Annotated in this window: 18 protein-coding genes and 2 pseudogenes; 1 reads left to right on the forward strand and 19 read right to left on the reverse strand. The window is 51.1% G+C overall.

Annotation, left to right across the window (positions count from 1 at the left end):
- Nucleotides 1–20: 20 nt before the first annotated feature.
- Complete coding sequence (gene splB, locus XI25_RS21830) at nucleotides 21–1,091, forward strand: spore photoproduct lyase (RefSeq protein WP_442950424.1); 1,071 nt, start codon at nucleotides 21–23, stop codon at nucleotides 1,089–1,091.
- Here splB and XI25_RS21835 read toward each other — a convergent pair.
- The 19 genes and pseudogenes from XI25_RS21835 to XI25_RS21920 all read right to left on the reverse strand — a co-directional run bounded on the left by XI25_RS21835 (nucleotide 1,088) and on the right by XI25_RS21920 (nucleotide 24,258).
- Nucleotides 1,088–1,801, reverse strand: a complete 714-nt coding sequence (locus tag XI25_RS21835; protein WP_046680228.1) for a cytochrome c biogenesis CcdA family protein — start codon at nucleotides 1,799–1,801, stop codon at nucleotides 1,088–1,090. The two genes, splB and XI25_RS21835, sit on opposite strands and share 4 nt — an antisense overlap.
- A gap of 12 nt (nucleotides 1,802–1,813) precedes the next feature.
- Nucleotides 1,814–2,644: a metal ABC transporter permease gene (locus XI25_RS21840; protein WP_200901463.1), complete on the reverse strand. Its 831-nt coding sequence runs from the start codon at nucleotides 2,642–2,644 to the stop codon at nucleotides 1,814–1,816.
- A gap of 24 nt (nucleotides 2,645–2,668) precedes the next feature.
- Nucleotides 2,669–3,418 carry a metal ABC transporter ATP-binding protein gene (locus tag XI25_RS21845; protein ID WP_046680230.1) on the reverse strand — a complete coding sequence of 250 codons (750 nt, stop codon included), beginning with the start codon at nucleotides 3,416–3,418 and terminating at the stop codon, nucleotides 2,669–2,671.
- 82 nt (nucleotides 3,419–3,500) lie between these two features.
- Entirely contained in the window at nucleotides 3,501–4,532 is a 1,032-nt protein-coding gene (locus tag XI25_RS21850) for a metal ABC transporter substrate-binding protein (protein ID WP_046680231.1), read from the reverse strand.
- 297 nt (nucleotides 4,533–4,829) lie between these two features.
- Nucleotides 4,830–6,808: pseudogene (gene metG, locus XI25_RS21855) on the reverse strand (methionine--tRNA ligase).
- 397 nt (nucleotides 6,809–7,205) lie between these two features.
- Complete coding sequence (gene yidD, locus XI25_RS21860) at nucleotides 7,206–7,484, reverse strand: membrane protein insertion efficiency factor YidD (RefSeq protein ID WP_046680232.1); 279 nt, start codon at nucleotides 7,482–7,484, stop codon at nucleotides 7,206–7,208.
- Nucleotides 7,481–7,966: a Fur family transcriptional regulator gene (locus XI25_RS21865; RefSeq protein ID WP_046680233.1), complete on the reverse strand. Its 486-nt coding sequence runs from the start codon at nucleotides 7,964–7,966 to the stop codon at nucleotides 7,481–7,483. The genes yidD and XI25_RS21865 overlap by 4 nt, the downstream gene beginning before the upstream one ends.
- Before the next feature lie 196 nt (nucleotides 7,967–8,162).
- Nucleotides 8,163–9,326 carry a hypothetical protein gene (locus XI25_RS35130; RefSeq protein ID WP_235440058.1) on the reverse strand — a complete coding sequence of 388 codons (1,164 nt, stop codon included), beginning with the start codon at nucleotides 9,324–9,326 and terminating at the stop codon, nucleotides 8,163–8,165.
- Nucleotides 9,327–9,367: 41 nt separating this feature from the next.
- Nucleotides 9,368–10,993 (reverse strand): annotated as a pseudogene (locus XI25_RS35135) (stalk domain-containing protein); the annotation flags it as partial.
- Nucleotides 10,994–11,262: 269 nt separating this feature from the next.
- Nucleotides 11,263–12,882: a beta-N-acetylhexosaminidase gene (gene nagZ, locus XI25_RS21875; protein ID WP_046680234.1), complete on the reverse strand. Its 1,620-nt coding sequence runs from the start codon at nucleotides 12,880–12,882 to the stop codon at nucleotides 11,263–11,265.
- A gap of 48 nt (nucleotides 12,883–12,930) precedes the next feature.
- Nucleotides 12,931–13,719, reverse strand: a complete 789-nt coding sequence (locus XI25_RS21880; protein WP_046680235.1) for a response regulator transcription factor — start codon at nucleotides 13,717–13,719, stop codon at nucleotides 12,931–12,933.
- A gap of 10 nt (nucleotides 13,720–13,729) precedes the next feature.
- Nucleotides 13,730–15,547, reverse strand: coding sequence for a cache domain-containing sensor histidine kinase (locus XI25_RS21885; RefSeq protein WP_046680236.1), 1,818 nt, complete (start codon nucleotides 15,545–15,547; stop codon nucleotides 13,730–13,732).
- 25 nt (nucleotides 15,548–15,572) lie between these two features.
- Nucleotides 15,573–16,400 (reverse strand): carbohydrate ABC transporter permease, encoded by an 828-nt coding sequence (locus tag XI25_RS21890; RefSeq protein ID WP_046680237.1) that lies wholly within the window; start codon nucleotides 16,398–16,400, stop codon nucleotides 15,573–15,575.
- Nucleotides 16,400–17,284 (reverse strand): carbohydrate ABC transporter permease, encoded by an 885-nt coding sequence (locus XI25_RS21895; protein ID WP_046680238.1) that lies wholly within the window; start codon nucleotides 17,282–17,284, stop codon nucleotides 16,400–16,402. The genes XI25_RS21890 and XI25_RS21895 overlap by 1 nt, the downstream gene beginning before the upstream one ends.
- Nucleotides 17,285–17,378: 94 nt before the next feature.
- Nucleotides 17,379–18,740, reverse strand: coding sequence for an ABC transporter substrate-binding protein (locus XI25_RS21900; RefSeq protein ID WP_046680239.1), 1,362 nt, complete (start codon nucleotides 18,738–18,740; stop codon nucleotides 17,379–17,381).
- Nucleotides 18,741–18,925: 185 nt separating this feature from the next.
- Nucleotides 18,926–19,663, reverse strand: a complete 738-nt coding sequence (pflA, locus tag XI25_RS21905) for a pyruvate formate-lyase-activating protein (protein WP_046680240.1) — start codon at nucleotides 19,661–19,663, stop codon at nucleotides 18,926–18,928.
- A gap of 78 nt (nucleotides 19,664–19,741) precedes the next feature.
- Nucleotides 19,742–22,000, reverse strand: a complete 2,259-nt coding sequence (gene pflB, locus XI25_RS21910; protein WP_046680241.1) for a formate C-acetyltransferase — start codon at nucleotides 21,998–22,000, stop codon at nucleotides 19,742–19,744.
- Between the two features lie 287 nt (nucleotides 22,001–22,287).
- Nucleotides 22,288–23,592 carry a methyl-accepting chemotaxis protein gene (locus XI25_RS21915; RefSeq protein ID WP_082112462.1) on the reverse strand — a complete coding sequence of 435 codons (1,305 nt, stop codon included), beginning with the start codon at nucleotides 23,590–23,592 and terminating at the stop codon, nucleotides 22,288–22,290.
- A 321-nt stretch (nucleotides 23,593–23,913) separates the two neighbouring features.
- Nucleotides 23,914–24,258, reverse strand: a complete 345-nt coding sequence (locus tag XI25_RS21920; RefSeq protein WP_046680243.1) for a hypothetical protein — start codon at nucleotides 24,256–24,258, stop codon at nucleotides 23,914–23,916.
- Nucleotides 24,259–24,371: the final 113 nt, after the last annotated feature.

The raw sequence follows: 24,371 nt of genomic DNA on the forward strand, positions 1-24,371 counted from the left end.
ATCGAAAGGATGGTGCCGCATTGACGCAAACTACCCTGACTGCTCCTGCCCGAACCCCGAAAAGCACCAAGCCGTTCATTCCGGATCTGGTTTACTTCGAGCCGGGAGCTTTAGAATACCCCAAAGGCAAACAAATTATGGATTTTGTAAAAAACAGAAACATCGATTACCGGATGACCACATCGCATAACCGGATTACGAATCTGCCCGGCGAAACCGAACAGGAAAAATACCGGATCGCCAAAAGAACGCTCGTCGTCGGCGTCCGAAAAACGTTAACCTTTGACCAGTCCAAACCCTCCGCGGATTATGCGATTCCGATATCCACCGGCTGTATGGGCCACTGCCATTATTGCTATTTGCAGACCACCCTCGGCGCCAAACCTTATATCCGCGTCTACGTCAACACAGTGGACATTCTCCGGGCGGCCAAGGATTATATCGAGGAAAGGGCCCCGCAAATCACGACGTTCGAAGCCGCCTGCACCTCGGATCCGGTCGGCCTGGAGCATATTACCGGATCGCTTGGCGAGCTGATCCGCTTTATGGCCGAGGAGGAATTCGGACGGCTGAGGTTTGTCACCAAATTCCATCATGTCGGCCCGCTGCTCGACATCAAGCATAACAACCATACGCGCATCCGGTTCAGCATCAATTCCGATGATGTCATCCGCCAATTCGAGCCGGCCACCTCCCGTTTCGAGGAACGGATTGAAGCAGCCGCCAGGATCGCTCACGCCGGTTACCCGCTCGGTTTCATCATCGCCCCGATCATTTGGTATGACGGATGGCAAAAGGGCTACGCGGAGCTTCTGGAGCGTCTGGCCGCAGCCCTTCCGGAAAGGGCAGCCCAAGGGCTTACTTTTGAAATGATTCAGCACCGATTCACCAAGACCGCGAAAAACGTCATTGAAAAAAGATACCCCAAAACGAAGCTGGAGATGGACATCGAAAAACGCAAGCAAAAATGGGGGCGCTGGGGACAGTATAAATACGTGTATCCCGATGAACAGCAAACCGCCCTGCGACAGTTCATCGCAGAGCGGATATTCGAACATTTTCCCGAGGCATCCATCGATTACTTCACTTAAAATTTTAACCAGTCCGGTGTCAGCGATTGCAGCCAGATCGTAATTTTGTACATCTGGTTCGTAAAGAGAAGGATTCCCATGAGAAGCATGAGAACGCCGCCGACCTTCATCAGAATCCCCGAGTATTTAAGAATCCACCGGGTTGAGCCGATGAAAAACGCCAGCACGAAAAAAGGCACCGCAAAACCAAGGGAATAAGAAGTGATCAGCGGAAACCAGGTTCCCGGATCCGTCGCGGCCAGCGCGATGATCGCCATCAGGATCGGACCTACGCAAGGAGACCATCCCGCGGCAAAACCGATGCCGAATAAAAAAGTTCCTATGTATCCCGTCGGCTTGGACTTAAAATCAAACTTCCGGTCTTTCATCAAAAATTTCGGCTGGAAAATGCCGACGAGCATCAATCCCATTAAAATAATTAGCAGAGCCGATAATTGCCTGATCATATCCTGGTACTCGATAAACAATTCTCCAAATACCCCGGCACCCCAGCCGAGCGAATAGTAGACGGCGGAGAACCCGAGGATAAATGCGAGCGTGTGGGTCATCGTACGCATCCGGACATCCTTGCGGTTCTGCTCCGTCTTCAGCTCGTTTACCGACATCCCCGTAATGATCGACAGGTAGGACGGATACAAAGGCAAGCAGCACGGTGAGATAAAAGACGCCAAACCGGCGGCGAAGGCTATGCCGACGTTCACATCAGACATATCAAATCCCCCTTAAGTCGTAAACCCTTTTTTGCCGACCAGCGTTACCGCAAGGAACGCGATCAGCAGAAGGACAATCGTTGCACCCGGAGCGAGATTGAACACCCCTGCAAGCATAAGCCCCGCGATCACCGCAATTTCGGATATGATGACCGATAAAATGATCGATGATTTGAAACTGCGGGCCAATAGCAGACTGATCGCTACCGGAATGGTCAACAAGGCGGAAACAAGCAACGCCCCGACGATTTTAATGGCCGTGCTTACCACCAGGGCGGTCAGCACGGTAATGAGCATATTCATCATTTTCACCGGCAGCCCGCTGACGCTGGCAGCATCCTCCTCAAAGCTGAGCAGGAACATTTCCTTGAAAAACAGCCCGATCACCGTAATGACAACCAGAGTAACGGCCCCCACCATGTAAAGATCCGTCGTGTCCAAGGTATATATGCTTCCGAACAAGTAACTCATCACATCGGTATTATAACCCATGCCCAAAGTAAAAAACAGCGAGGCGAGCGCTACCCCGCCGGACATGATAATGGCGATCGAAAGCTCGGCATAGGTTTTGTAGGCCTTCCGCAGCTTTTCGATCGCGAACGAGGCCAGCACGGCAAACACCAGTCCGGCCGCGAGCGGATACACTTCAATTAAAAAACCGAGGGCAACCCCGGCAATGGTAACGTGGGATAAGGTATCCCCGATCATGGACAACCGCCGAAGCACGAGAAAAATCCCGATAAGCGGCGCCGTGACGCCGATCAGAATGCCTCCAAGGAGTGCCCGCTGAAAAAAGTCACTTAACAATATATCAAGCAATAATAACGTCTCCTTCACGTGCATCTTTACCTAAAAAAATAAAACCAATCAAACGAGCGTATGCTGCAAATCCTGCTCGGAGCAATCCTGAACGTCATGGGAGTGACGGACAAAAAACTGGATTTTACCGTTCTGCTGGACAGGGGCTTCGCCCAGGTAATCCTTCACCATATCCAGATCGTGGGTTACCATTACGAAGGCCATGTCGTGATGAGCGTGCATGTGGGTGATCAATTCGAAAAAGCTGGCCTGCGTTTCGGCATCGATGCCGATCGTCGGCTCATCCAGTATGAGCAAATCCGGACGGTTGATGAGTGCCCGCGCCAGAAACACCCGCTGCTGCTGTCCTCCAGATAGCTGTCCGATCCGCTTGTGCGCGATATCCTGGATCCTCATCACCTCAAGGGCGTCATCGCATTTCTGCTGATGCTGCCGGGTCACGCGGCGGAACATGTTTTTCCGATTGTAGAGACCGGACATGATCACCTCGCGAACGGTTGCCGGAAAAAGCGGATTGAACGCATTCTTCTGCGGAACATAGCCGATGCGCTCCCAGTCGCGGAATTTGCGGATCGGCTGTCCGAACAGCTCGATACGGCCTTCCGCTGCCGGAAGCAGTCCGACGATCATGCGGAGCAGAGTCGTTTTGCCGGCCCCGTTGGAGCCGACAATACCCACGAAGTCGCGTTCCTTGACGGCAAAATTCAGGTTGCGGATGACCTGCTGCTCACGGTAGGAAAAAGAAATATCTTTCAGTTGTATAATCGATTGATGGCAATCCTGTGCTGCCGGTATCATACCCTGGGCCGCCTTTCTCGTAAATTCCATTGAAGAGGTTGTTCAAAAGCTGACTTTACATTGAATCTTAAAACTCATCTTACTATTGTAAAGCCTTAAGGAGATTTTGCAAATTTTTCTCCATCAGCGTAAAGTAGTTCTCGCCCTTCTTCTCCTGCTCTTTCGTGAGCCCCTCGACCGGGTTCAGGACAAGGGTTTCGACGCCGGTCTCCGAAGCCAGCGTTTTGGCAAGCTTATCAGAGACGAGCTCCTCGAAGAAAATATAGCGAATATTGTTTTCTTTTACCGTCTTGCTCAACTTGACCAAATCCTGAGCCCGCGGCTCGGCATCCGGGGACAAGCCCATGATGGCATGCTGCTCGAGATTGTAATCTCTCGACAAGTAGCCGAAGGCTTGGTGGGATACGACGATTTCGCGGTTTTGCAGACCTGCGAGGCTGTTTTCAAACGATTCATCAAGCTTCTCAAGCTTCGCTTTCAGAGCCTCGTAGCGCTCCTCATACCCCGCTTTGTGTTCCGGGTCGGCATCAACGAGGCTTTGACGGATGTTATCCGCCATGATTAGAGCCGATTTCGGGCTCACCCAAGTATGGGGATCCACATGGTGGTCATGCCCGGATGATGCTTCGTTGCTTTTCTCTCCTTGTGCGGAGTCTCCGCCGTTTTCCGCTTTTTCCCCTTCATGGTCATGCCCCTCATGCTCATCCTCCGCTGTACCATGTCCATGTCCGTCATCGCCTTCGGAATCGATCAGCTTGATCCCTTTGCTGACCTCCACCGGTTTTACCTTTGAATCTTTATCCAGCCCATTCAGGAAATCGGGCGCCCAGCCTTCCAGTCCAGCTCCGTTATATAGAAATAGCTGAGCCTTGGACGTATTGACGATGTCCTGGCTTTTCGGCGTCCAATCATGCGGCTCCACGCCTGCGGGAAGAAGGCTGATGACGTTGACCTCATCCCCTCCGATCTCTTTGGCGAATTCATAGATCGGGTATATCGTTGTGACGACATTGATTTTATTTTCCACGATTCCTCCGGATTTGCTGCCGCAGCCCGTTACAGCCAAAAGCAGTGACAATAACAGTACACCGTAGCCGGCCTTGTTTATCTTCATTCCCTCTCCACTCCGTTTCAGTTCATTAATCGTAATTATTACTAACAAGATTATAAGAGCATACCAAAGATTTTGTCAACCAAATCGTAATATTTACTATTAATCAGCAAATCAGGACAACGCCTTACCCAAGCATTCGTCAATGATGGATCGATACAGCTGTAGATTAATGTCCTATTATTTCCAAAAAGTACTTTCGAATATCAATAACTAGCGCAGCAGCCTCTTAAAGAAAACGCAAAAAAGGCAGGCCGCTGACTGCTAAGCGGCCTGCCTTTCACATCATAATCCTTTGATTTACTTGACAATCGCGCCATTCGGCATGGCATCCGGTACGGTTGCAAGCGTAAGCTGATCGCCTTGGGATGCGGCAAGAATCATCCCTTGGGACAGCTCTCCCCTCAGCTTGACCGGCTTCAAATTCGTGACGCAGATTACTTTTTTGCCGACAAGGTCTTCCGGCTTGTAAAACTTGGCGATCCCCGAAACGACCTGACGCTGCTCGTACCCCAGGTCGAGCTGAAGCTTCAACAGCTTATCCGCTTTTTTGACAGGCTCGGCCGCGATCACTTGAGCCACACGAAGCTCGACTTTGGCAAAGTCCTCAATTCCGATTTCTTCCTTATGCTCGATCGGCTCCTCGCTTCCGGCAGTAGGAGCGGCCTGTGAGGCCGTTCCTTCCTCGGCCGGCTTCACGCCTCCCGTCATCGCCTGCGCGATATAGGCTACCTCTTGTTCCGCGTCCAGCCGCGGGAAGATCGGATCGCCTTTGACAAGCTTGGTCCCTGCCGGAATGCTGCCCAGGCTGCGTCCGCTGTCCCAGGTAGTCAGTTCCCCTTCTTGAATCCCGAGCTGCTCCCAAATCTTCTTCGGCGTCCGGGTTAAAAACGGCTGCAGCAGTATGGATGCGATCCGCAGCGATTCCACGAGATGGCTCATGACGGAAGCCAGTTCATCGCGCTTGCTCTCATCCTTGGCGAGCGTCCAAGGCTGGGTTTCGTCGATATACTTGTTGCTGCGGCTGACGAACTGCCCGATCGCCGTCAGCGCCACCGAGAACTCCATTTGCTCCATGGCTTCCTCAACCTTGTCGTATACCGTTTCGGCCGCTTCCTCAAGTGCTTGATCGAAGGCTGTCACTCCCCGCGTAAATGCCGGCACCTCGCCGCCGAAGTATTTATCGACCATCGCTACCGTACGGTTGAGCAGATTGCCGAGATCGTTGGCCAGATCGGAATTGACGCGTTCGACGAAGCTCTCCGGGGTAAACGTGCCGTCGGCGCCGAAAGGGACCTCGCGCAGGAGGTAATAACGCAGCGCATCCAGTCCGTAACGGTCGATCATCGTTACCGGATCAACGACATTGCCTTTCGATTTGGACATTTTCCCGTCCTTCATCAGCAGCCAGCCGTGGGCAAACACTTTTTTGGGCAGCGGCATATCCAGCGCCATCAAAATAATCGGCCAATAAATCGTATGGAAGCGGACGATCTCCTTGCTCATGAGATGCACGTCGGCCGGCCAGTACTTATCGTACAACGAGCTGTCTTCCGTCCCGTAACCGAGAGCCGTCACATAGTTAAGCAAAGCGTCGATCCACACGTAGATCACGTGTTTCGGATCGCTTTTGACTTTTACGCCCCAGTCATAAGTTGTGCGGGATACCGCCAAATCCTCAAGTCCGGGTTTAATAAAGTTGTTGATCATTTCGTTTTTGCGGGATACCGGCTGTATGAAGTCCGGATTTTCCTCATAAAATTGGAGGAGGCGATCCACGTATTTGCTCATCCGGAAGAAATAGCTCTCTTCCTTCACGAGTTCAACCGGACGCCCGCAATCCGGGCATTTACCGTCCACCAGCTGCCGCTCCAGGAAAAACGATTCGCAAGGCGTGCAGTACCAGCCTCATAATCGCCCTTATAGATATCGCCCTTTTCAAGCAGACGCTCAAAAACGTCCTGTACCACCCGGGTATGGCGTTTCTCCGTCGTACGGATGAAATCCTCGTTCGAAATATCGAGCTTTTTCCAGAGCTCTTTAATGCCCGCCACGATGTCGTCAACGAACTGCTGCGGCGTTTTTCCCGCCTCAGCGGCCTTGCGCTCGATTTTCTGGCCATGCTCGTCGGCTCCCGTCAAATAACGGACATCGTAACCGCGCAGGCGTTTGTAACGCGCCAGCGCGTCGCCCGCAACCGTCGTGTAGGCATGACCGATATGCAGCTTGTCGCTCGGATAATAAATCGGGGTCGTAATATAAAACGTTTTTTTGATCAGCCATAACTTCCATCCATCCTTTTTTTATTTTATGGTGTTGATATCGGCAGAAAACAACAAAAAACCCCCGTCCCTATGGGACGAGAGTTATCTCACGCGTTACCACCCAATTTCCCCGGACCCTTTCGGATCGCAGGCTCGCCGGCGCTGCTTGACGCAGGCCGTCCATTAACGCTGGATCACGCCGCTCCTTTACGCCGGCAGAACGCCGTTTTCGCTCAAAAGCGGTTCCTCCAAGACCATTTTCCGAAGCCGTCCCTGACCGGTTTCCAGCTCCCCCGGCTCTCTGTTCAAGGCTGCATCTTCGTACTTATCTCTTCCTCGGAAATACTTCTATGGTTATTCCACAAGCCAATACGTTTATATAATCCAAATATAATAACGAACACGCCAGGTGTCAAGGCATGGCGTCCTCCGCACCCTGATTCCCGAGACTCCCGGCATCCTTTCGCGGCGGAACGGGATCGATCCCTCCCGGATTAAAGGGATGGCATCTTGCGATTCTCTTGGCAGCCAGCCAGGAGCCCTTCAAGGCACCGTGAACTTCAACGGCCTCAAGCGCATATGCCGAGCAGGTCGGATAAAAACGGCACGTAGCCGGTTTCAAGGGCGAAATCACCTTACGATAAAAGTGAATCGGCGCTTTAACTACCCGGCTGGCCAAGCCTTTTCTCATGACCCGCTGCCCTTCTTTCCGGTATGGCATACGGCATGCGATTCCCCTTCGGCCGATTTGGCCTCATGGTCCTTCCCGCAATCCTTACAATATCCGAATACCTCGAATTTATGCTGCACCACCTGAAAATCCTCGGGGGCATCGGTCAGCTGCATCGGGCAGAACGTAATGGGATACGTTTTCTGGCATTGCAGGCAGATCATGTGGTGATGATGATGATCCGCGCTGCATCGAGCCCTGAATTTGATGCCTTCCTCAAAGACCACCTGCTCCAGCACGCCTAGATCATACAGCACCCGCAGATTCCGATAAACCGTATCAAAGCTCAGCCCGCTGTATTTCTTCCCCATATATTCATATACGTCTTTAGGGGTTAAATACCCCGGATGTTCTCCAAACAATTTGGCGAGCGTTTTGCGCTGATCGGTGATGCGAAGCCCGTGTCCGGACATGGCGTCTATGATCTGTTCCGTCGTCAGCATACGCAGCAGCCTCCTGATTTGCTCAAATGAAAATCTCTCTTCTAATAATGCATCAAAAAAAGAACCCCGTCAAATGAAGCGATTGAACCAAGGTCCGCCTAACAGGCACCCGTAACGAGCAAAATCCCCCGGACCTTTCGAATGAAAGGCCGGGGGATTCCCGCTAAATCATAAAACAGGGTATGAGTGCATGAATCTATTCATTCGTCTTCAATTTAGGCAGCGGCGTGAACAAGATGTTAACCGGCAAGCTGCTCCCCGGAGCAGCCGTGAACAAGATTTCGACCGACCGCTCGTATTCGCCCGTGCGGTAAAGCACGCTTGCCTCGTTTGGCGCTGACACCCCGCCGGAATTAGGAGCCCCGACAATGTTGCCGTTCACCATCACAGACCCCATGTATTTGCCACCGCGAGGGTTTAACGTAATGAGCGTATTAGGAGCCACGCGGTTCAACTTGATCCGGTAGACTACGCCGAAGTTGCCGGCGTTGGAGGTTTCATATCCGGTGATTCCGTCATGACCGGTCAAATTCGGATCGCTGGTCTTGTCGCCGAGGGCAATCCGGGAAGGCGTAATCCCTACCAGCTCGTCCGATTCAATCAACCGTGTCGAATCGTTATAGGTTCCCCGGTTGTGGATTCCGTCACTTGCCAAAAATTGTAAGAACGGCAGCTTTTGTATCGGATTCTTGTTCTCCTCCACCATGACCACGTCATAACGGACCGAAGAATCGGTTTTCACATCCGCAAACATGGAAATCACCTGCTGTTCCTTCATCGGCAGCGCGCTCAATTCCGTCAGGATCACCCGGCTTTCGCCAGGTTGAAGATAAACGGTCTTATAATCTTTGCTGCTCTGCATGGATTCAAAATACTTTTCGACGGAAACCTTGCCCGTAGCGTTCGGGTAGATGCTCGGACCGCCGAAACCGACGTATTCCGTCGTCAGCGAAGCCGTGGTGTCGTTAATGTTGGTTGCCACCACGTACATTTTCACGTTTCTTCCGGTGGCGTTAAGATGGTGGATCATAAACCGCGCAGGACCGTTTCCGGTCTCCCTGTACACGATTCCTTCCCTGTAAACCGTTTCCGGACTGTTGCTCCGGATCAGCATGCGAGGCTCGGAGGTTCTTGCATACTTCACCAAAGGCATGGACGGTACCGACGAGCCGGTAAACATGTATTTTTCGCCGATTTCGGCGAACAGTTGATTAAATTCTTCGCGCGTATAGAGCGTTTCGTTGGTAATTATGATCGTTTTCTCATAATAACTCGTCGCTCCGTGCTTGTCCGTTACGGTCAAGCGGATCGTGGCGGGTCCCGGCGTAAAGAAAGCATGGCATTGTTGTCCCAGTCCCAATCGACAATGGCGTTTTCGTCATCGGAGCTTTGATCGATGTAGGTGATTTTTTCCCCCATCTTGTACTCTTCCTTATCCGTCGAAAACATGGCAACCGGAGGTTCGTTCGGAGTCAGCACCTCAACGTTTACCGAATAAGGATCGCTCCACTCACCGCTGGAATCCTGCACGTAATAAGTGACGGTGTGGGTTCCCGGGTCATGGAACACATCCTCCCGGCCTTCCCAGCGCTCGTCTACGATCGGCAATCCAGCCGGTGAATAAGCACTCGTCTTATAGGTTACCGTCGTTTGCCCGGCAAAAATCTCTTTGTTCACGACCCTGAAACTTGCTATCGGTTTCGTGCTTAGCTGCAGTATGATCCGCTTGTTCGCCTGGTCCACCCGATAGGGGATTTTCAGCGCCTGCGTCAGCGACGTCAGCGGTACCATAAACGTGTCTTTATACTGGTATGCCGGTCCCTTCATTGCGGTTTTGACGCCGTTTACCGTGTAGATTTTACTGTCCGTTTTAAAACGCAGCTCATCGCCGCCGCGTTGGATCACCGTTTCCTTTGTCCGGCTGTCGTAAGTCAGCTTCAGGCCGACCCTGTTCACAAGGGAGCGGATGGCGACATACGATACGCCGTTTTTAACGGCCATCGGCTGTGCGGCTGTATACAGTTTTCCGTTATGGTACATTTTGGCGCTGTTCATGATGAGAACCAGTCCGGGTTCATTGCTGGCTGGCGGCTGCACCGAACCTGTTCCGCCGGAGTCCGAGCCGTTTGTTCCGCCGGCGGAAGTACTGCCGCCGTCGCTCTCAAGACCGGAAAGGTCCAGAATCACCTTTTTCTCGGCCTGGTTCACCTGATACGGGATACCCAGCGCCTGGGTAATCGAGGTCAAAGGAACCATGAACGTATTTTTATATTGATAAGCCGGTCCCTTCATGGTCCGGGATTCGCCATTCACCTTATATTTGTTGCTGTCCGTTTTGAAACGCAGCTCGTTCTCGCCCTTGTGAATAATCGTTTCTTTGGTCTTGAAATCATAAGTAAGCTTCAATCCGGCACGTTCCACCATGGCCCGGATCGATACATAGGATACGCCATTCTTGACAGCCATCGGCTGTGCGGCTTTAAAATGCTCGCCGTTATGATACATATTGGCGCTGTTCATCATCAGTACCAACACATTGGAATTGGATGTTGCGGCTTCGTCAGAATCTCCTGCCGGTTCGGTAGAGACAGACTCCGACTCCCCTTCGGCCTTGGCATTTTCTCCGGTATTTTCTTCATTTCCCCCCGCTTGATCATTTGGTGCGACGGACTCTTCAGAGGTTGGCCCGCTTTCAGTGGTTTTACTGCTTTCAACGCTATTCGACTGCTGACCTGAGGACGGATCTTCGGCTGAAGAAGCGCCATTCTGTCCATTTCCCGGCGCTTCAACCGGTACTCCGGCATCCTCCTGCGTCAATGCAGAATTAGTCCCGATGGAGGAACCCGTATTATCAACCGTTTGCGTATCCAGAGGCTGCTGCAGTTCCGATGTTCCGCTGTTTTCTCCCGGCTGAACCTGGGCCGAGCCCGGTTCGAGGGCAGCAGAAGACTGCGCACTGACGGGGACGATGGTGGACACCTGCGCCACGGCCAGTACAGTGACAATCGACATTTTCTTGAAATTCATTCTCTGCTCCTTCACTCCTGTGTGATTTTATATCTATCTAATTTTAAACAGACAATGTATTAGACGCTTTTTTTCTGGAAAAGTTGCTGCCTATATGTACGAAACAAGCAGAAGCGGCTCCGCCGTCCTTCATGGAAGGCAATTTCGTTTATGCCCGAAATATTAACCAGGCTTCAAATGCTCTATGATAGTTAAAACAAAACAACCGGGAGTCCCTGATATCATGGGTTTCCCGGTTGTTCGATTGAACAGAGTCCTAAGCCGTAAAATTATGCTCTGGAAATGATGGGATGAGAATCATTCAAGCTCACGGGCAGGCGGCCTTCCGGTTTGACTTTTCCAAACAGGACATCGGCCAGGGCGTCCATATAGTTCGGCGTATTTTCATAGCAGCACAGGTAAGCCGGTATGTTGGGCAAATCATTCAAGTCATAGGGGTTCCGCGTGGATGCCACAATCAGCTTCCCTTGCCCAAGCGACAGCAGTCCCTCCACAAGCTTCCGCTGTCCTTCGGGAAGGCGGCTCTCCGAAGTATAGGTCGCTACGACGATTTGGCTGTAATCCCCTGCATTCTTTAAAGCCTGTTCCACTTCTTCATCCGACAAATCGGTGCCGATCCGAATCTCGGTGACATTGCTTCCCCTTTTGGTCAGAGCGTCTCCCAAGGTATACGAACGGCTCCAGGCTTCGTCCACTTGGGTCGCACGCAGCAGTTCCGGCCAGTAAACCAGAACGGGCTCGCCTTCGGCGAGTGGAAGCTGGTTATTGTCACGGACCAGGGTAACGCCCTTGCCGGCAATTTCCTTCAGATAATCTTTAACCCTTCCGTTCAGCAGATCCAAATCCACTTGTTCCAGCGTTCCCACCTTGTCCGCGTTCCGCTTCTTCAGAGCCAGAATGCGTTCAACGGAAGCGTCAATGCGTTCCTCCGGGATCCGTCCGCTTGTAACCGCCTCAATAACGGCCGAAATGGCCGCTTGCTGATCGGACAGCGTATGGCTAACCAGAACGCAGTCGGCTCCGGCTTCGATCGACCGCACGGCACCCTCTGGGATACCGTACTCCTTGGCGATGGCATGCATCTCCAGGCAATCGGTTACGATCAGCCCTTCGAAGCCCATTTCCTCACGCAGCAAGCCGGTAAGCACCGCATGGGATAACGTTGCCGGAATTCCGCCCGGTTCAAAAGCCGGGAAGGCGATGTGGGCCGTCATAATGGCATCCACACCGCTTTCGATGGCCCGCTTGAACGGGTACAGCTCAACCTGCTCCAAGCGCGCTCGGTCATGCGGTACGGAGGCCAAGCCGAGGTGGGAATCGACGCTCGTATCCCCGTGTCCCGGAAAATGCTTTGCGGTTGCCGAGACGCCTTCTTCCTGATACCCCTTGATCGCGGCCGAACCAAGCCCCGCTACCGCCTTCGGATCTTCCCCGAAAGAGCGAACGCCGATCACGGGGTTCAGCGGATTATTGTTGACATCGAGGCAAGGGGCAAAGTTCATGTTGATCCCGAGCGCACGAAGCTCTTGCCCGCCAATTCTGGCGACCTGATAGCTGTATTCCTCGCTCCCGGTCGCACCCAGCGCCATATTGCCGGGAATTCGGCTTATGCCTTCATGATCGATTCGGGCTACCATCCCGCCTTCCTGGTCTATGGAAATAATCAGTGGAAGCTGGCCGCCCGAAGCGGCCATAGCCTGCAGCGAAGCGGAAAGCTCGGCGAGCTGGGACAGCTGCTGAACATTACGGCGGAAATACACGATGCCGCCAACCTTATGTTCCTCGATCAAGGTTCTGGCATGATCATTGGGAGTCAAGGCGTCGAATCCGCAAATGAACATTTGCCCGACCTTTTGCTGAAGCGTTAAACCGGATACCTTCCATTCCATAATGAAAACCTACCTTCTTGTTATTAGTAGACTATAAATGAAAGCGGCTTATTGCGCCGCAGTACTGCCGCAAGCCTCTCGAAACTCGGAAGGCGTCATTCCCGTCGCCTTTTGAAACACCTTGGTAAAATAACGGCGTTCGTGATAACCGACAAAAGCGCCGATCTGCGCAATATTTTTGTCGCTGTGTAGGAGAAGGAATTTGGCCGCTTCCATCCGCTGTTTGGTCAAATACTCGACAAAGGTGATGCCGACATGGTTTTTGAACAGCAGGCAAAAATAGCTGGAGCTGATGCCAAGGTAATCCGAAAGCTGTTCGATGCCAAGATCGGACCCCAGGTGGGTGTTGATGTAATCCAGGGCGGAGGTCATCAGCTGATCCGGGGCCTTTTTTACCGATTCCGGGTCAGGGTCGCTTTCAATCAAGGAGACCGTGCTGAAATACTTATCCTTTACCCGTTTCTTCCGAATTTCCTCGCCAATCTCCAGAATCCGCTCTTCCAGTTCCCCATAATGTATCGGTTTGCTGATGTAGTCCTTTACACGCAGCTTGATGGCTTCCCGAGCGTATTCAAATTCCTGGTAACCGGTAAGCAAAAAAATTTCGGCATCGCTTCCATTCTCTCTCAATCGGGTAATAAACGTCAATCCGTCCATGACCGGCATGCGAATGTCGCAAAGAACCAGATCGGGATCATGTTCTTCCGATATTTTAAGCGCCTCCGTCCCGCTGCGGGCCAGCCCGACAACTCTCATCCCGAGCTTCTCCCAGGGAATGACTTTGTTCAAGTTATTGAGAATAGGGGCTTCATCATCAACTAACAATACCTTAAGCATTTTCTGTCCTTCACTCCCTTTCGTGATTGGGTATGACGCAATGAATAACGGTACCGCCAGGCTGGTTGGAGCATATGAACAAGCCGTAATAATCTCCGTATTGAATCCGTATCCGGTCCGCGACGCTGCGGAGTCCGAGTCCCCTCCGTTCATGGTTAACCTTCAGGTTTTCTTCGCCGGGCCGCCGCGCTTCCTTCTCCTCGGGAACCATATATTCAAATAGCGACAATTGCTCCGGGCTCATCCCATGACCGTTATCCTCCACATGCACGATCAGATTTCCGCGCTCGCTCCATGCCTTGATCCGCAGCATGCCCTTGTAATCGATCCCTTCGAACCCATGCTGAATGCTGTTCTCGACAAGAGGCTGCAGGGTCAGCTTCAGAATCCGGCAGGTCAGCAGTTCCTTCGGAACGTCAATCTCGTAATCGAACAGGTCTTCGAACCGGAATTTTTGGATTTCAAGATAACTTTTTAAATATTTGATTTCTTCTTCCAGCGTGATTTCTTCCTTTTCCTGAATGCTGATCCGCAGAATGCTCGCAAGCCTGTAGACCATTTCGCTGACCTTCCGGCCTTCGTTCTGGACGGCCAGCACGTTGATGGATTCCAGCGTGTTAAACAGAAAATGCGGTTTGATCTGGGCCTGCAGCAGCCGCATATGGGCTTCCGTTTTTTGGCGCTGCTCCATCCGTATTTGATCGAACAGCCGGTTGATGCGATCCATCAGGTCGTTAAACCCTCTGGACAATAAAAGCAGCTCGTCCTCGCCCTTCTCTTCGACTCTCGCGCTCAGGTCGCCGTCCTCGACGCGGCGCATGAAACGGACGATGACGCCGATCGTACCCGTGATTCGGTTCATAAAAAATTTATTGAACGCAACGGCAGTCACCAGGCAAAGGCCGAGAATAACGATAAACCATTTGGCGAACGCCGTAACCTCTTGCGATAGGGAATGCCACTTGGTAACGGAAATAATGCTCCAAGGATAGCCTTCCAGCTTATGGATGGATACGACGCTCTCCACGCCGTCAAACTTCGATTTAAAGCTTTGATAATCCGATCCGTAATCGATTTGCCGGTCCATAAAAGCGCTCATGTTTTTCCCGTCGCTTTGATCCTTTGGATCGAACAGGATCAGGCCTTCATCGTTCACGAGCAAAAATGACGTATCCTGCAAATTGTTCGGCAGGGTCAGGTTGCGGAATATCCGCTCGAATTCCAGCCGTTTGATCTGAACGACGAGGATCCCCTCTTTGCGCAGCGACTCGATGTTTTTCACCAGACGGATTTGCGTAAAAACGGGTTCCATGCCCGTTAATTCGGGATATTCGTGAGGGGCAATCCATTTCGGCACCCCGTTCAGCTCAATCACTTCCTGATAAAGATGGCTTTCCTTGAATTTGCTGTAAGGCAATGCCCCGAAGTCTTCCTTCGTGAAGATGGGAACCGGGGGCGATTTCTTGTTCATGTTGTATAAAAAAGCGTAGCTGATCGCCGGGTGGTTGTATAATAAATTCCGAAAATTCCGCTGGCTTTCGTTAAGCTTCAGTTGCTTGCCGTCAGCCAGATCCTGCGAATCGGGATCATCGGCTTTCAGCGCCGTGGTGAAAACCGATGAAGCAATGCCTGTATCCGTCACGTTTTCCATTTCCTGAAACACGTTAAGAATGCTGTAGCTGATGGCCTTTAACGAATATTCGGCCTGCTGGCTGTATTTTTTTTCGATCGAGTTATACGTGACAAAGAATGTGAACAAACCCAGTACAAGCAACGGAATAATGATCAGTCCCAAAAAGGCCGTAAATAACTTGTTTCTAAGGTTCATAGACATTCTCCCGTTTCCATCGAAGTTATCCTTTAACGCTGCCCGCCGTCACGCCTTCAATGATCTTCTCCTGAAGAATGGCGTAAATGATCAGCACCGGCAAGACGCTGAATACGATCCCCGCCGACATCTGCGCATAGTTCGTATTGTAAGCGTCCCTGAAGCCGACCATGCCGACGGGAAGCGTTCTTAGTTCATCATTGGACAAGAAATAGTTCGCGAGCAGGAATTCGTTCCAGTTGCCCAAAAAGTTTACGATAAACACCGTGACGATAGCCGGAACCATTAAAGGTAAGATAATTCTAGCAAACAAGCCCCCCGACCTCAATCCGTCCATGACGGCCGCTTCCTCGATTTCCCCCGGCAGGGATCTCATAAAGGCGGCGAGAATGATGACGGAGAACGGTATGGCATTGGCCACATAAGGCAGAATAAGTGCGATATGCGTGTTCAGAATGTCCATTTTTTTCATCATGCCGTAAATGGGGAGCAGCAGCGAGTTGTTCGGGATGAGCATCCCGATCAGAATCAGTTGGAAAAGAATGGCGCTGATGCGCTTGTATCTCATCCGCGTAACCGCGAAAGCCAGCATGGACGCAAGCAGTATGGACAGGCACGCAGCCAAAATACCGATATACAGGCTGTTGAAAAAATAGGTGCTGATTTTGGCGTTGACCCATGCATTTACGTAATTATCGAACACGAAAGTGTCGGGCAGCCCGAACGGATTGGTAGCTATGGCCTTGTTGTCCGTTTTGACGGAAGAGAACAAGACGAACAGAAACGGATATAAAATGACGAGCAAGTAGGCCATCAGAAAAATATGCGGAATCAACTTCTTGACTGCTCTCATCAGTATTCAATCCTTTCGTTTCGTCTCGCGATCAAAAATTGGTAAGCGACGGTCACAACCATCGTGAAGACAAAAATCAAAACGGCGATGGAGTTGCCGAAGCCGTGCTGGAAGCTGGTGATCGCATAACGGATCATGTACGTTGCCATCACGTCCGTAGAACCGGCCGGCCCGCCCTTGGTCATGACCAGCACGATATCCGCCGCTTTCATGGCACCCGCAATCGAGAGCATAATGACCACGGAAACGACGGGCATGATGAGCGGCATCGTAATTTTCCGGGCCCGCTGGAATCCGGTTGCGCCGTCGATCGCGGCCGCTTCGTCCAGTTCCTTCGGTATGGAAATAATCGCGGCCAGGACCATGACGATGTAAAACCCGGTCCACTGCCAAGCGTTTGTTATCAAAATTGAAATCATCGCCCATTTTTTATCGGACAACCAATAAATCGGTTCAACCCCGAACAGGCCAAGGATTTGATTCATCAATCCAAAATCGGGATTATAGATAAACCCCCACAATATGCCGATAACGGCCGTGGACATGATGGACGGGGCAAATACCGCCGTCTTGTACAGTCCCTTCAATTTCTTGACGTTAGCGATCAGAAGAGAGAACAATACGATGATCGGAACCTGAATGAAACAGGAAAACAAAATGAAATACAAATTGTTGCGTACCGATTTCCAAAAGGCAGCATCCTGTACGGCCTTTGCGTAGTTATCGAAACCGATATACTCCACGTCCTTGGATATCCCGTTCCAGCTCGTAAAACTGTTATCAATCGCGGTGTAAATGGGATATATAAAGAAAGCCAGGAAAAGGATCAAGGCCGGCAGAACAAACAGGATGTAGGTGAGCGGGTTTCTCAGCGCTTTGTTCATGGTAACCTCCGTAGTATGTGTCCTATCGCCTAGACGAAAGGGCACCCCCATGTTCCAAGCGGGTGGCGCCCTCCTCATCTAAACTTCTATCTGTTTACTTTTCTTCCGCGTTTGCCGCCTCTTGCACGTTCTGCACGTTCTCAAGCATCTTCGCCGCATCGATTTCCCCGCCGATGACCTGCTGGATGCCAAGGCTCAGCGCCGTGTTGACCTGGGCCTGCACCAGAGCGTCGAATGCCGGATACGGTTTGTCGATCTCGCTGACGGCTTTAAAGATGTCCTGCATGATCGGCTCGTCGGACGTGGAGTTCATCGTGTTCACGTCCATCTTCATGGACGGAAGTACGCCGTCTTCTTTCAAGCCGCGAAGCTGCATTTCGTCGGTCCACATGTTCTTGATAAACTCCTTCACCGCCTCCATCTTGCGGGGATCGTCCTTGATGGAAGCGGAGAAGCCGTAACCGTTGTTCGCATCCTGCATCACTACGACAGGATCTCCTTCATTCACCGGTGGAAGGTTGAAGAATCCGATTTTTCCTACCATGTCTCCGGCTTGTTCAGGATCCCTGAACACCGTGTTGGCCCAGGAACCGTCCATCATCATGATCGCTTCGCCGGAAATGATCTGGTTTCTCATGTCCGCATACTCGAAGCCGAGCTCCCCTTTTTTGTAGTAGCCTTTTTCGACCCATTCCTGGTGTTTCTTCACGCCTTCCACCACTTTGGGGTCGGTCCATTTGCTTTCCCCGGTTTTGAAACCGTACGTAAATTCAGGCCCTGCATAATACGACCACAGGTTGTTTGTCGTCATCAGCGGTATCCAGGCGTCCTTGGAGGATTGGGCAAACGGGATTTTGCCGTCGGCCTTGATCGCTTCAGCCACTTTCTCCAGGTCTGCAATCGTTTTTGGAATTTCCAGTCCTTTTTGCTTGAAGTATTCTTTATTGTAGAAAATACCCTCGATGGAACCGCCGATCGGCAGGCCGTAAACTTTGCCGTCATGGGTGAACGGATCAAGCAGCGTAAATTTATCTTTTATGCCGAGCTCTTCAATGATGGGGGTCAAGTCCAGCATTAGGCCTTCTTTGGCATAAACTCCGGCATCGGGGCTGCCGAACACGTCGAAGATTTCCGGCGGCTTTCCTGAAGCCATCTCGCCTCTCAGCTTCTCCTTGCGGTTCACTTCGGAGTCTACGGCATCCAGATTGAGCTTAAGCCCCGGTACGGCGGCTTCGGTCTTCTTCACGACGTCTTCCAACAGGGCAAGTCTGAATTTCTTGGCGTCCCCGACCTGCGTATGACGGATCGTCATTTCAAAAGGCTCGTTCTTGGCAGCCGGAGTCTCCGGCGTTCCGGTCTCGGGCTTTTCGGCCGTCTTCCCTCCCCCGCAGCCGGACATGATGGCCGAGGTGACAAAAAGCAATGACATTAACAAGGCAAGGCTTTTCTTCTTCATGTTATTTTTGACCCTCCCAATATTTATTGGTGTTATATTTTCATTATAGAAAGCGATTTCAATTTCGGTAAGACCGACAATTTTCTTGGCTAGGGATAAAATCCTCTAATAAAAATAAACAACCCTGCCATATCAGGCAAGGTTGTTGTTAAAATACTTTTCATATGATGTTTCGTTTTATCGCATCAAACCGTCTGGGCTTGTCGTCTTCCTTCCTCGATCAAACGGTAGGCACGCTCCACTTCAGCCTCGGTCGGGGAAGGAACCCCTTCCAAAGGATAGGTTTTGCCCAAAGCCTCCCATTTATATACGCCCATCTGGTGGTAAGGAAGAATTTCGAACTTCTCCACTCCACTCAAGGTGCCGATGAAGCGGCCCAGATTGAGCAGGTCTTCCTCTTCTTCGTGAATGCCGGGGACATACACGTGACGGATCCACATTTTTCGTCCATTGTCGGACAGCCAGCGTGCCATTTTCAGCGTGCGCTCATTGGATTTCCCTGTCAGTTTGATATGCTTCTCGTCGTTGATATGCTTCAGGTCAAGCAGCACCAAATCGGTGTTTTCCAGGAGCTCCCGGATTTTATCCGGCTCGTTGTAGCCGTTGCTGTCGAGCGTGGTATGAAGGTTCCAGCGCCGCTTGGCTTCCTGGAATACTTGGGTCACGAACGGAAACTGCAGCGTCGGTTCTCCTCCCGAAACGGTCAGGCCGCCGCCGGAGGAACGATAGTAGGGAAGATAAGGCTCGATTTCAGCCAGAACCTCCGCCACCGTCATCTCCTGCCCCTCGTTCAGTCCCCAGGTATCCGGGTTGTGGCAATACTGGCACTTCAACAAGCATCCTTGCATGAAGAGGACAAAGCGGATACCCGGACCGTCCACCGTACCAAACGTTTCAAGCGAATGTACATGGCCTTTAATCATATGATGTCATCCTTTCCGTATCCGCTTTGTTTCAGTCGAAAGCCGGACGTTGTTATTAAGATCCATTACCCTAGCTGATTACATCGAACCGTGGAATGTGCGGTTGATGACATCAAGCTGCTGCTCGCGGGTCAATTTGATGAAGTTGACGGCATATCCGGATACGCGGATCGTAAGCTGCGGATAGTTTTCCGGATGCTCCATGGCGTCCATCAATTGCTCGCGGTCAAATACGTTGACGTTCAGGTGATGGGCCTTGCTGCCGAAATATCCGTCCATCATCGATACCAGGTTGTTTTCACGGATATCCTTCTCTTTGCCGAGCGCCTTAGGCACGATCGAGAATGTGTTCGAGATGCCGTCCAAGCTGTCCTCGTAAGGCAGTTTCGCTACCGAACTCAGGGATGCCAGCGCGCCTTTTTTGTCGCGGCCGTGCATTGGGTTCGCACCTGGGGCAAACGGTTCGCCCGCTTTGCGTCCGTCCGGAGTCGTACCCGTTTTCTTACCGTATACCACGTTTGAGGTAATGGTCAGAATCGATTGGGTAGGCAAAGCGTTGCGGTATGCTTTATGCTTGCGGATCATGCTCATGAACGTTTCAACCAGTTCAACCGCAATGCTGTCGACGCGGTCATCGTTGTTGCCGTAGCAAGGGAATTCTCCCTCGATCTCAAAATCAACGGCGATGCCTTCCTCGTTGCGGATCGGTTTGACTTTGGCGTACTTGATCGCGCTCAGGGAGTCCGCCGCTACCGACAAACCGGCGATGCCGCAAGCCATGGTGCGCAGGATGTCGCGGTCATGAAGCGCCATTTCGATCCGTTCGTAAGAATATTTGTCATGCATATAGTGAATCACATTGAGTGTGTTCATGTAAAGCTTAGCCAACCACTCCATCATCGGCTTGAAGCGTTTCATCACTTCGTCGTATTCCAAAGTTTCCGCTGTGATCGCAGGATATTCAGGTCCAACCTGAGCGCCCGATTTTTCGTCGCGTCCGCCGTTGATCGCATACAGAAGAGCTTTGGCCAGGTTCGCACGCGCTCCGAAGAACTGCATTTGCTTACCGATTCTCATGGCCGATACGCAGCAGGCGATACCATAGTCGTCGCCATAGATCGGACGCATCAGATCATCGTTTTCATACTGGATGGAGCTTGTTTCGATCGATACTTTTGCGCAGAATTTCTTAAAGCCTTCAGGCAGCTTTTCCGACCACAATACAGTCAGGTTTGGCTCCGGTGCAGGTCCCAGGTTGTACAAGGTATGCAGGAAGCGGAAACTGTTTTTCGTTACGCGGGTTTCCCCGTTGTTCGACATGCCGCCGATCGACTCCGTTACCCAGGTAGGGTCTCCGCTGAACAATTCGTTGTAGTCCGGCGTCCGGAGGAATTTCACGATCCGAAGCTTCATGACGAAATGGTCGACCAGTTCCTGTGCCGTTTCTTCCGTCAGCGTTCCTTCCTCCAAATCGCGCTGAATGTAGATGTCGAGGAAAGAAGATACGCGGCCCAGGGACATAGCGGCACCGTTCTGTTCTTTAATGGCAGCCAGGTAACCGAAATACAGCCACTGGAATGCTTCTTTCGCCGTTGCAGCAGGCTTCGAGATATCAAAGCCATGCATTTCCGCCATTTGTTTCAGTTCCTTGAGTGCGCGGATTTGTTCCGACAGCTCTTCGCGCAGACGGATTACGTCTTCGTCGATTACGTCCACTTCCAGGCTGTCGAGCTCTTTCATTTTATCTTTAATCAGGAAATCGATGCCGTACAAGGATACCCGGCGGTAATCGCCGATGATGCGGCCGCGGCCGTAAGCATCAGGCAAACCGGTGATGATGCCTGCCCGGCGGGCTGCTCTCATCTCGGAGGTATAAGCGTCGAAAACACCCTGGTTATGTGTTTTGCGAATGTGGGTAAACATGTCAACGATACCTTGAGGAAGCTCAAATCCGTAAGCGTTGCAAGCATCGATCATCATCCGGATGCCGCCAAACGGCTGAATGGAACGCTTGAACGGTTCATCGGTTTGTACGCCGACGACTTGCTCCTTCTCTTTATCCAGGTATCCCGGTTTGTGGGAAACGATGGTTGATGGTGTGTTAACGTCCACGTCCAGCACGCCGCCAGCTTCGCGTTCTTTCTTGGTCAGATCGGATACGATATCCCACAAAGCTTTCGTATTAGCGGTAGGACCGGCCAAAAAGTCATCCGAACCGTAATACGGATCAATATTCAAAGCGATAAAATCATTGACGTCTACGGCTCTAGCCCATTTCCCTGTTTTAAAGCCTCTCCAACCCGATTGTTTGTTCATTTCTTTTTCAATCACCGACATCTCTTTGATCCCTCCATTTTTGTTCTGTTGCTGAGGCACGAACCCGGTGTCTTCCGGTGTTCATGTCCGCCATCCCAGATCAATAAATGTGACACATTTCACAATCTTTGGTGTGCTTACCTCCAGCTGTGGCTCTCGCTGGTGAAGCTGTAAGAATTATTATCTGAGATTGTTTTTACATATTTATTGTAGTTCCTTTTTCTGAAAACAGCTGTGACAAACATCACTTCTATGTGATATTTGTCACGTGCTGATTCTTCAAATTGAGCGGATATTTAATGAAGAAATTATGCAGGATGATCATCGCGAAGATCATTGAAACGCTCCATGACGCTCCTAAGTTCACTCGAAAGATTGCTCAGCAATTCCGATGCATCCATGATTTGTTTCATCGTTGAATGATGCTCCTCGACCGCTTGGGTCACGTTTTTCATTTCCTTCAGGGTCTTGTCGGCGATGTCCTCTGTTTTTCGCATTCCGTCGGTCAGCTGCTCGGAGCTGGCCGCAATCTCTTCGACCGCGGAGGAAACATCCTGCATTTGCCCTGCCACTTCTCCGATGGAAAGCTGAATGAATTCGAACGAGTTGCCGGCATCATTCACGGCTTTAAGTCCTCCGGCTACTTCCCGGGCAACCTGTTCGGAAGATGCTACCGTCTCTTCGGTTTCTATCTGAATGACCGAGATGACGCGAGCCACCTGTTTCGCGGATTCGGCAGACTGTTCCGCCAATTTCCGAACTTCGCCGGCAATCACGGAAAATCCTTTACCTTCATCGCCTACGCGCGAAGCTTCGATCGCTGCATTCAGTGCAAGCAAATGGGTTTGCTCGGCAATTTCCGTAATAATCGTAATAAAGGAGCGAATCTCCTTCGAGCTTTCCCGAAGATTGTTGATTTTCTTCACCAGGGAACCGACGGTTTCGCTTATGGAATCCATCCGCTCCATCGCGCTCCGGATGGCATGCTGCCCATCGGCCGTTTTCGATGAGGATTCGTTGGCTGCGGTCGCTGCTTCATCGGCACTTTCCGCTATATGTTGAATGGCATTGGTTACGTCTTCAAGCGTTCGCGAGCTTATCCGAATCATTTCCGCCTGTTGTTCGGATTCCGCCGATACGCCAAGGGTGGACTCTTTTATCATGTCGCTCACGTAATAACCCATGTCCGCGCTCATTTTAACCGTATCGCCGGTTTCCAAAAGATGATCGATATGCTTATCTACCTGATCGGAAAGTTCCTTGTACTGTACGGAAATTTGTTGAAAGCTCTGGAACATGTCCTTCAGAACTCCGTCGCCGGACAGCTGTATTTCATCCTCTTGCAAATCGCCGCTTACAGCCCGTTTAATGTAGGATGCCAATTGGTGCAAGTCTTTTTCAGACTGATCGGCAATCCTTTTTAAAAGCCAAAATGAGATAAAATACCCGGAAAGTACGGCCAACGCAAGACTGATGACGAAACCGGCCCATACCGGAAGGCCGATCAAAAAGCAAAGCAGATTGATGATGGCGACCGCCCCGGTAAACATCGCGGCGCTTCTTAGTCCAATCGATTTGTATGGTAACTGTTTGTTCTCGTTGTAGTAATTCATCGAGGTTATTTCTACACCTGCCTTTTTAGAGGTAGTTCAAAAAGTCAACTTTTGATCACGAAGTGAAGCAGGAAATGGAATCGACACCGAATCTTGAATTCAGCTCAAATGTTTCCGCGGGAAACATACATCGTAAGCATGCTCGCGTAGGTTCTGCCTACGCTCCCTTCCTCACTCCCTAGCTTCATCCAACCTTCTCGGTGCTCAAACTCGACTTTTTGAACACGCACTTTAAGAGAACCGCTTCCGCCTTATGATCGGAACGGGACTGATTTACAGAAATGCGCCCGATGCAAGTACAACGGGCGCGTTTTGATGGGATTAACCTCTAAGGTATGATTCCGCCTCTTCCATTTTTTCGAAAGATTCAACTACCTCGCCGAACATCCGTCTCATCTGGAGTTTGGAAATGGCCGAACCGGTGTAGTATGCCCATTTCGATAAGCCCTTCTGTACGGAAAGCTCACCGAGCGGGCCTAAGTCTGCCGCAACATCCGGAGTGAACAATTTCCCTTCGCTCAAATCGGTCAGGCCGGTAAATCCGGGTTTCACCTTTTCGAGTACTTTGGTGTAATCGTCGATGTATTGCTGCACGTTCTCCTTTGTGATTTCGTTTACCTTGACGATGATTCGATTCATTGACGCATCATAATTGATCGTATACATGTCTTAACCTCCGTTGTTTGGTAGATTGATAGTCTCTATAGAAAAGAGTAAACAAAATTGCGGGTTTTGTAAAGAATTATTTGTCATAATTTGAAGAATTATGTCGAATTTGA

Source organism: Paenibacillus sp. DMB20 (genome assembly GCF_000987955.1).
Taxonomy (GTDB): domain Bacteria; phylum Bacillota; class Bacilli; order Paenibacillales; family Paenibacillaceae; genus Paenibacillus_AQ.

What these genes read in the sequence shown, in the direction of transcription:
- XI25_RS21900 (WP_046680239.1), bottom strand. Translation starts at nt 18,740, where the DNA reads ATGAAGAAGAAAAGCCTTGCCTTGTTAATGTCATTGCTTTTTGTCACC.
- XI25_RS21880 (WP_046680235.1), bottom strand. Translation starts at nt 13,719, where the DNA reads ATGCTTAAGGTATTGTTAGTTGATGATGAAGCCCCTATTCTCAATAAC.
- XI25_RS21915 (WP_082112462.1), bottom strand. Translation starts at nt 23,592, where the DNA reads ATGAATTACTACAACGAGAACAAACAGTTACCATACAAATCGATTGGA.
- XI25_RS21840 (WP_200901463.1), bottom strand. Translation starts at nt 2,644, where the DNA reads ATGCACGTGAAGGAGACGTTATTATTGCTTGATATATTGTTAAGTGAC.
- pflB (WP_046680241.1), bottom strand. Translation starts at nt 22,000, where the DNA reads ATGTCGGTGATTGAAAAAGAAATGAACAAACAATCGGGTTGGAGAGGC.
- XI25_RS21895 (WP_046680238.1), bottom strand. Translation starts at nt 17,284, where the DNA reads ATGAACAAAGCGCTGAGAAACCCGCTCACCTACATCCTGTTTGTTCTG.
- XI25_RS21835 (WP_046680228.1), bottom strand. Translation starts at nt 1,801, where the DNA reads ATGTCTGATGTGAACGTCGGCATAGCCTTCGCCGCCGGTTTGGCGTCT.
- XI25_RS21865 (WP_046680233.1), bottom strand. Translation starts at nt 7,966, where the DNA reads ATGCTGACGACGGAACAGATCATAGACGCCATGTCCGGACACGGGCTT.
- XI25_RS21885 (WP_046680236.1), bottom strand. Translation starts at nt 15,547, where the DNA reads ATGAACCTTAGAAACAAGTTATTTACGGCCTTTTTGGGACTGATCATT.
- pflA (WP_046680240.1), bottom strand. Translation starts at nt 19,663, where the DNA reads ATGATTAAAGGCCATGTACATTCGCTTGAAACGTTTGGTACGGTGGAC.
- XI25_RS21890 (WP_046680237.1), bottom strand. Translation starts at nt 16,400, where the DNA reads ATGAGAGCAGTCAAGAAGTTGATTCCGCATATTTTTCTGATGGCCTAC.
- XI25_RS21920 (WP_046680243.1), bottom strand. Translation starts at nt 24,258, where the DNA reads ATGTATACGATCAATTATGATGCGTCAATGAATCGAATCATCGTCAAG.
- nagZ (WP_046680234.1), bottom strand. Translation starts at nt 12,882, where the DNA reads ATGGAATGGAAGGTATCCGGTTTAACGCTTCAGCAAAAGGTCGGGCAA.
- yidD (WP_046680232.1), bottom strand. Translation starts at nt 7,484, where the DNA reads ATGAGAAAAGGCTTGGCCAGCCGGGTAGTTAAAGCGCCGATTCACTTT.
- XI25_RS21845 (WP_046680230.1), bottom strand. Translation starts at nt 3,418, where the DNA reads ATGATACCGGCAGCACAGGATTGCCATCAATCGATTATACAACTGAAA.
- XI25_RS21850 (WP_046680231.1), bottom strand. Translation starts at nt 4,532, where the DNA reads ATGAAGATAAACAAGGCCGGCTACGGTGTACTGTTATTGTCACTGCTT.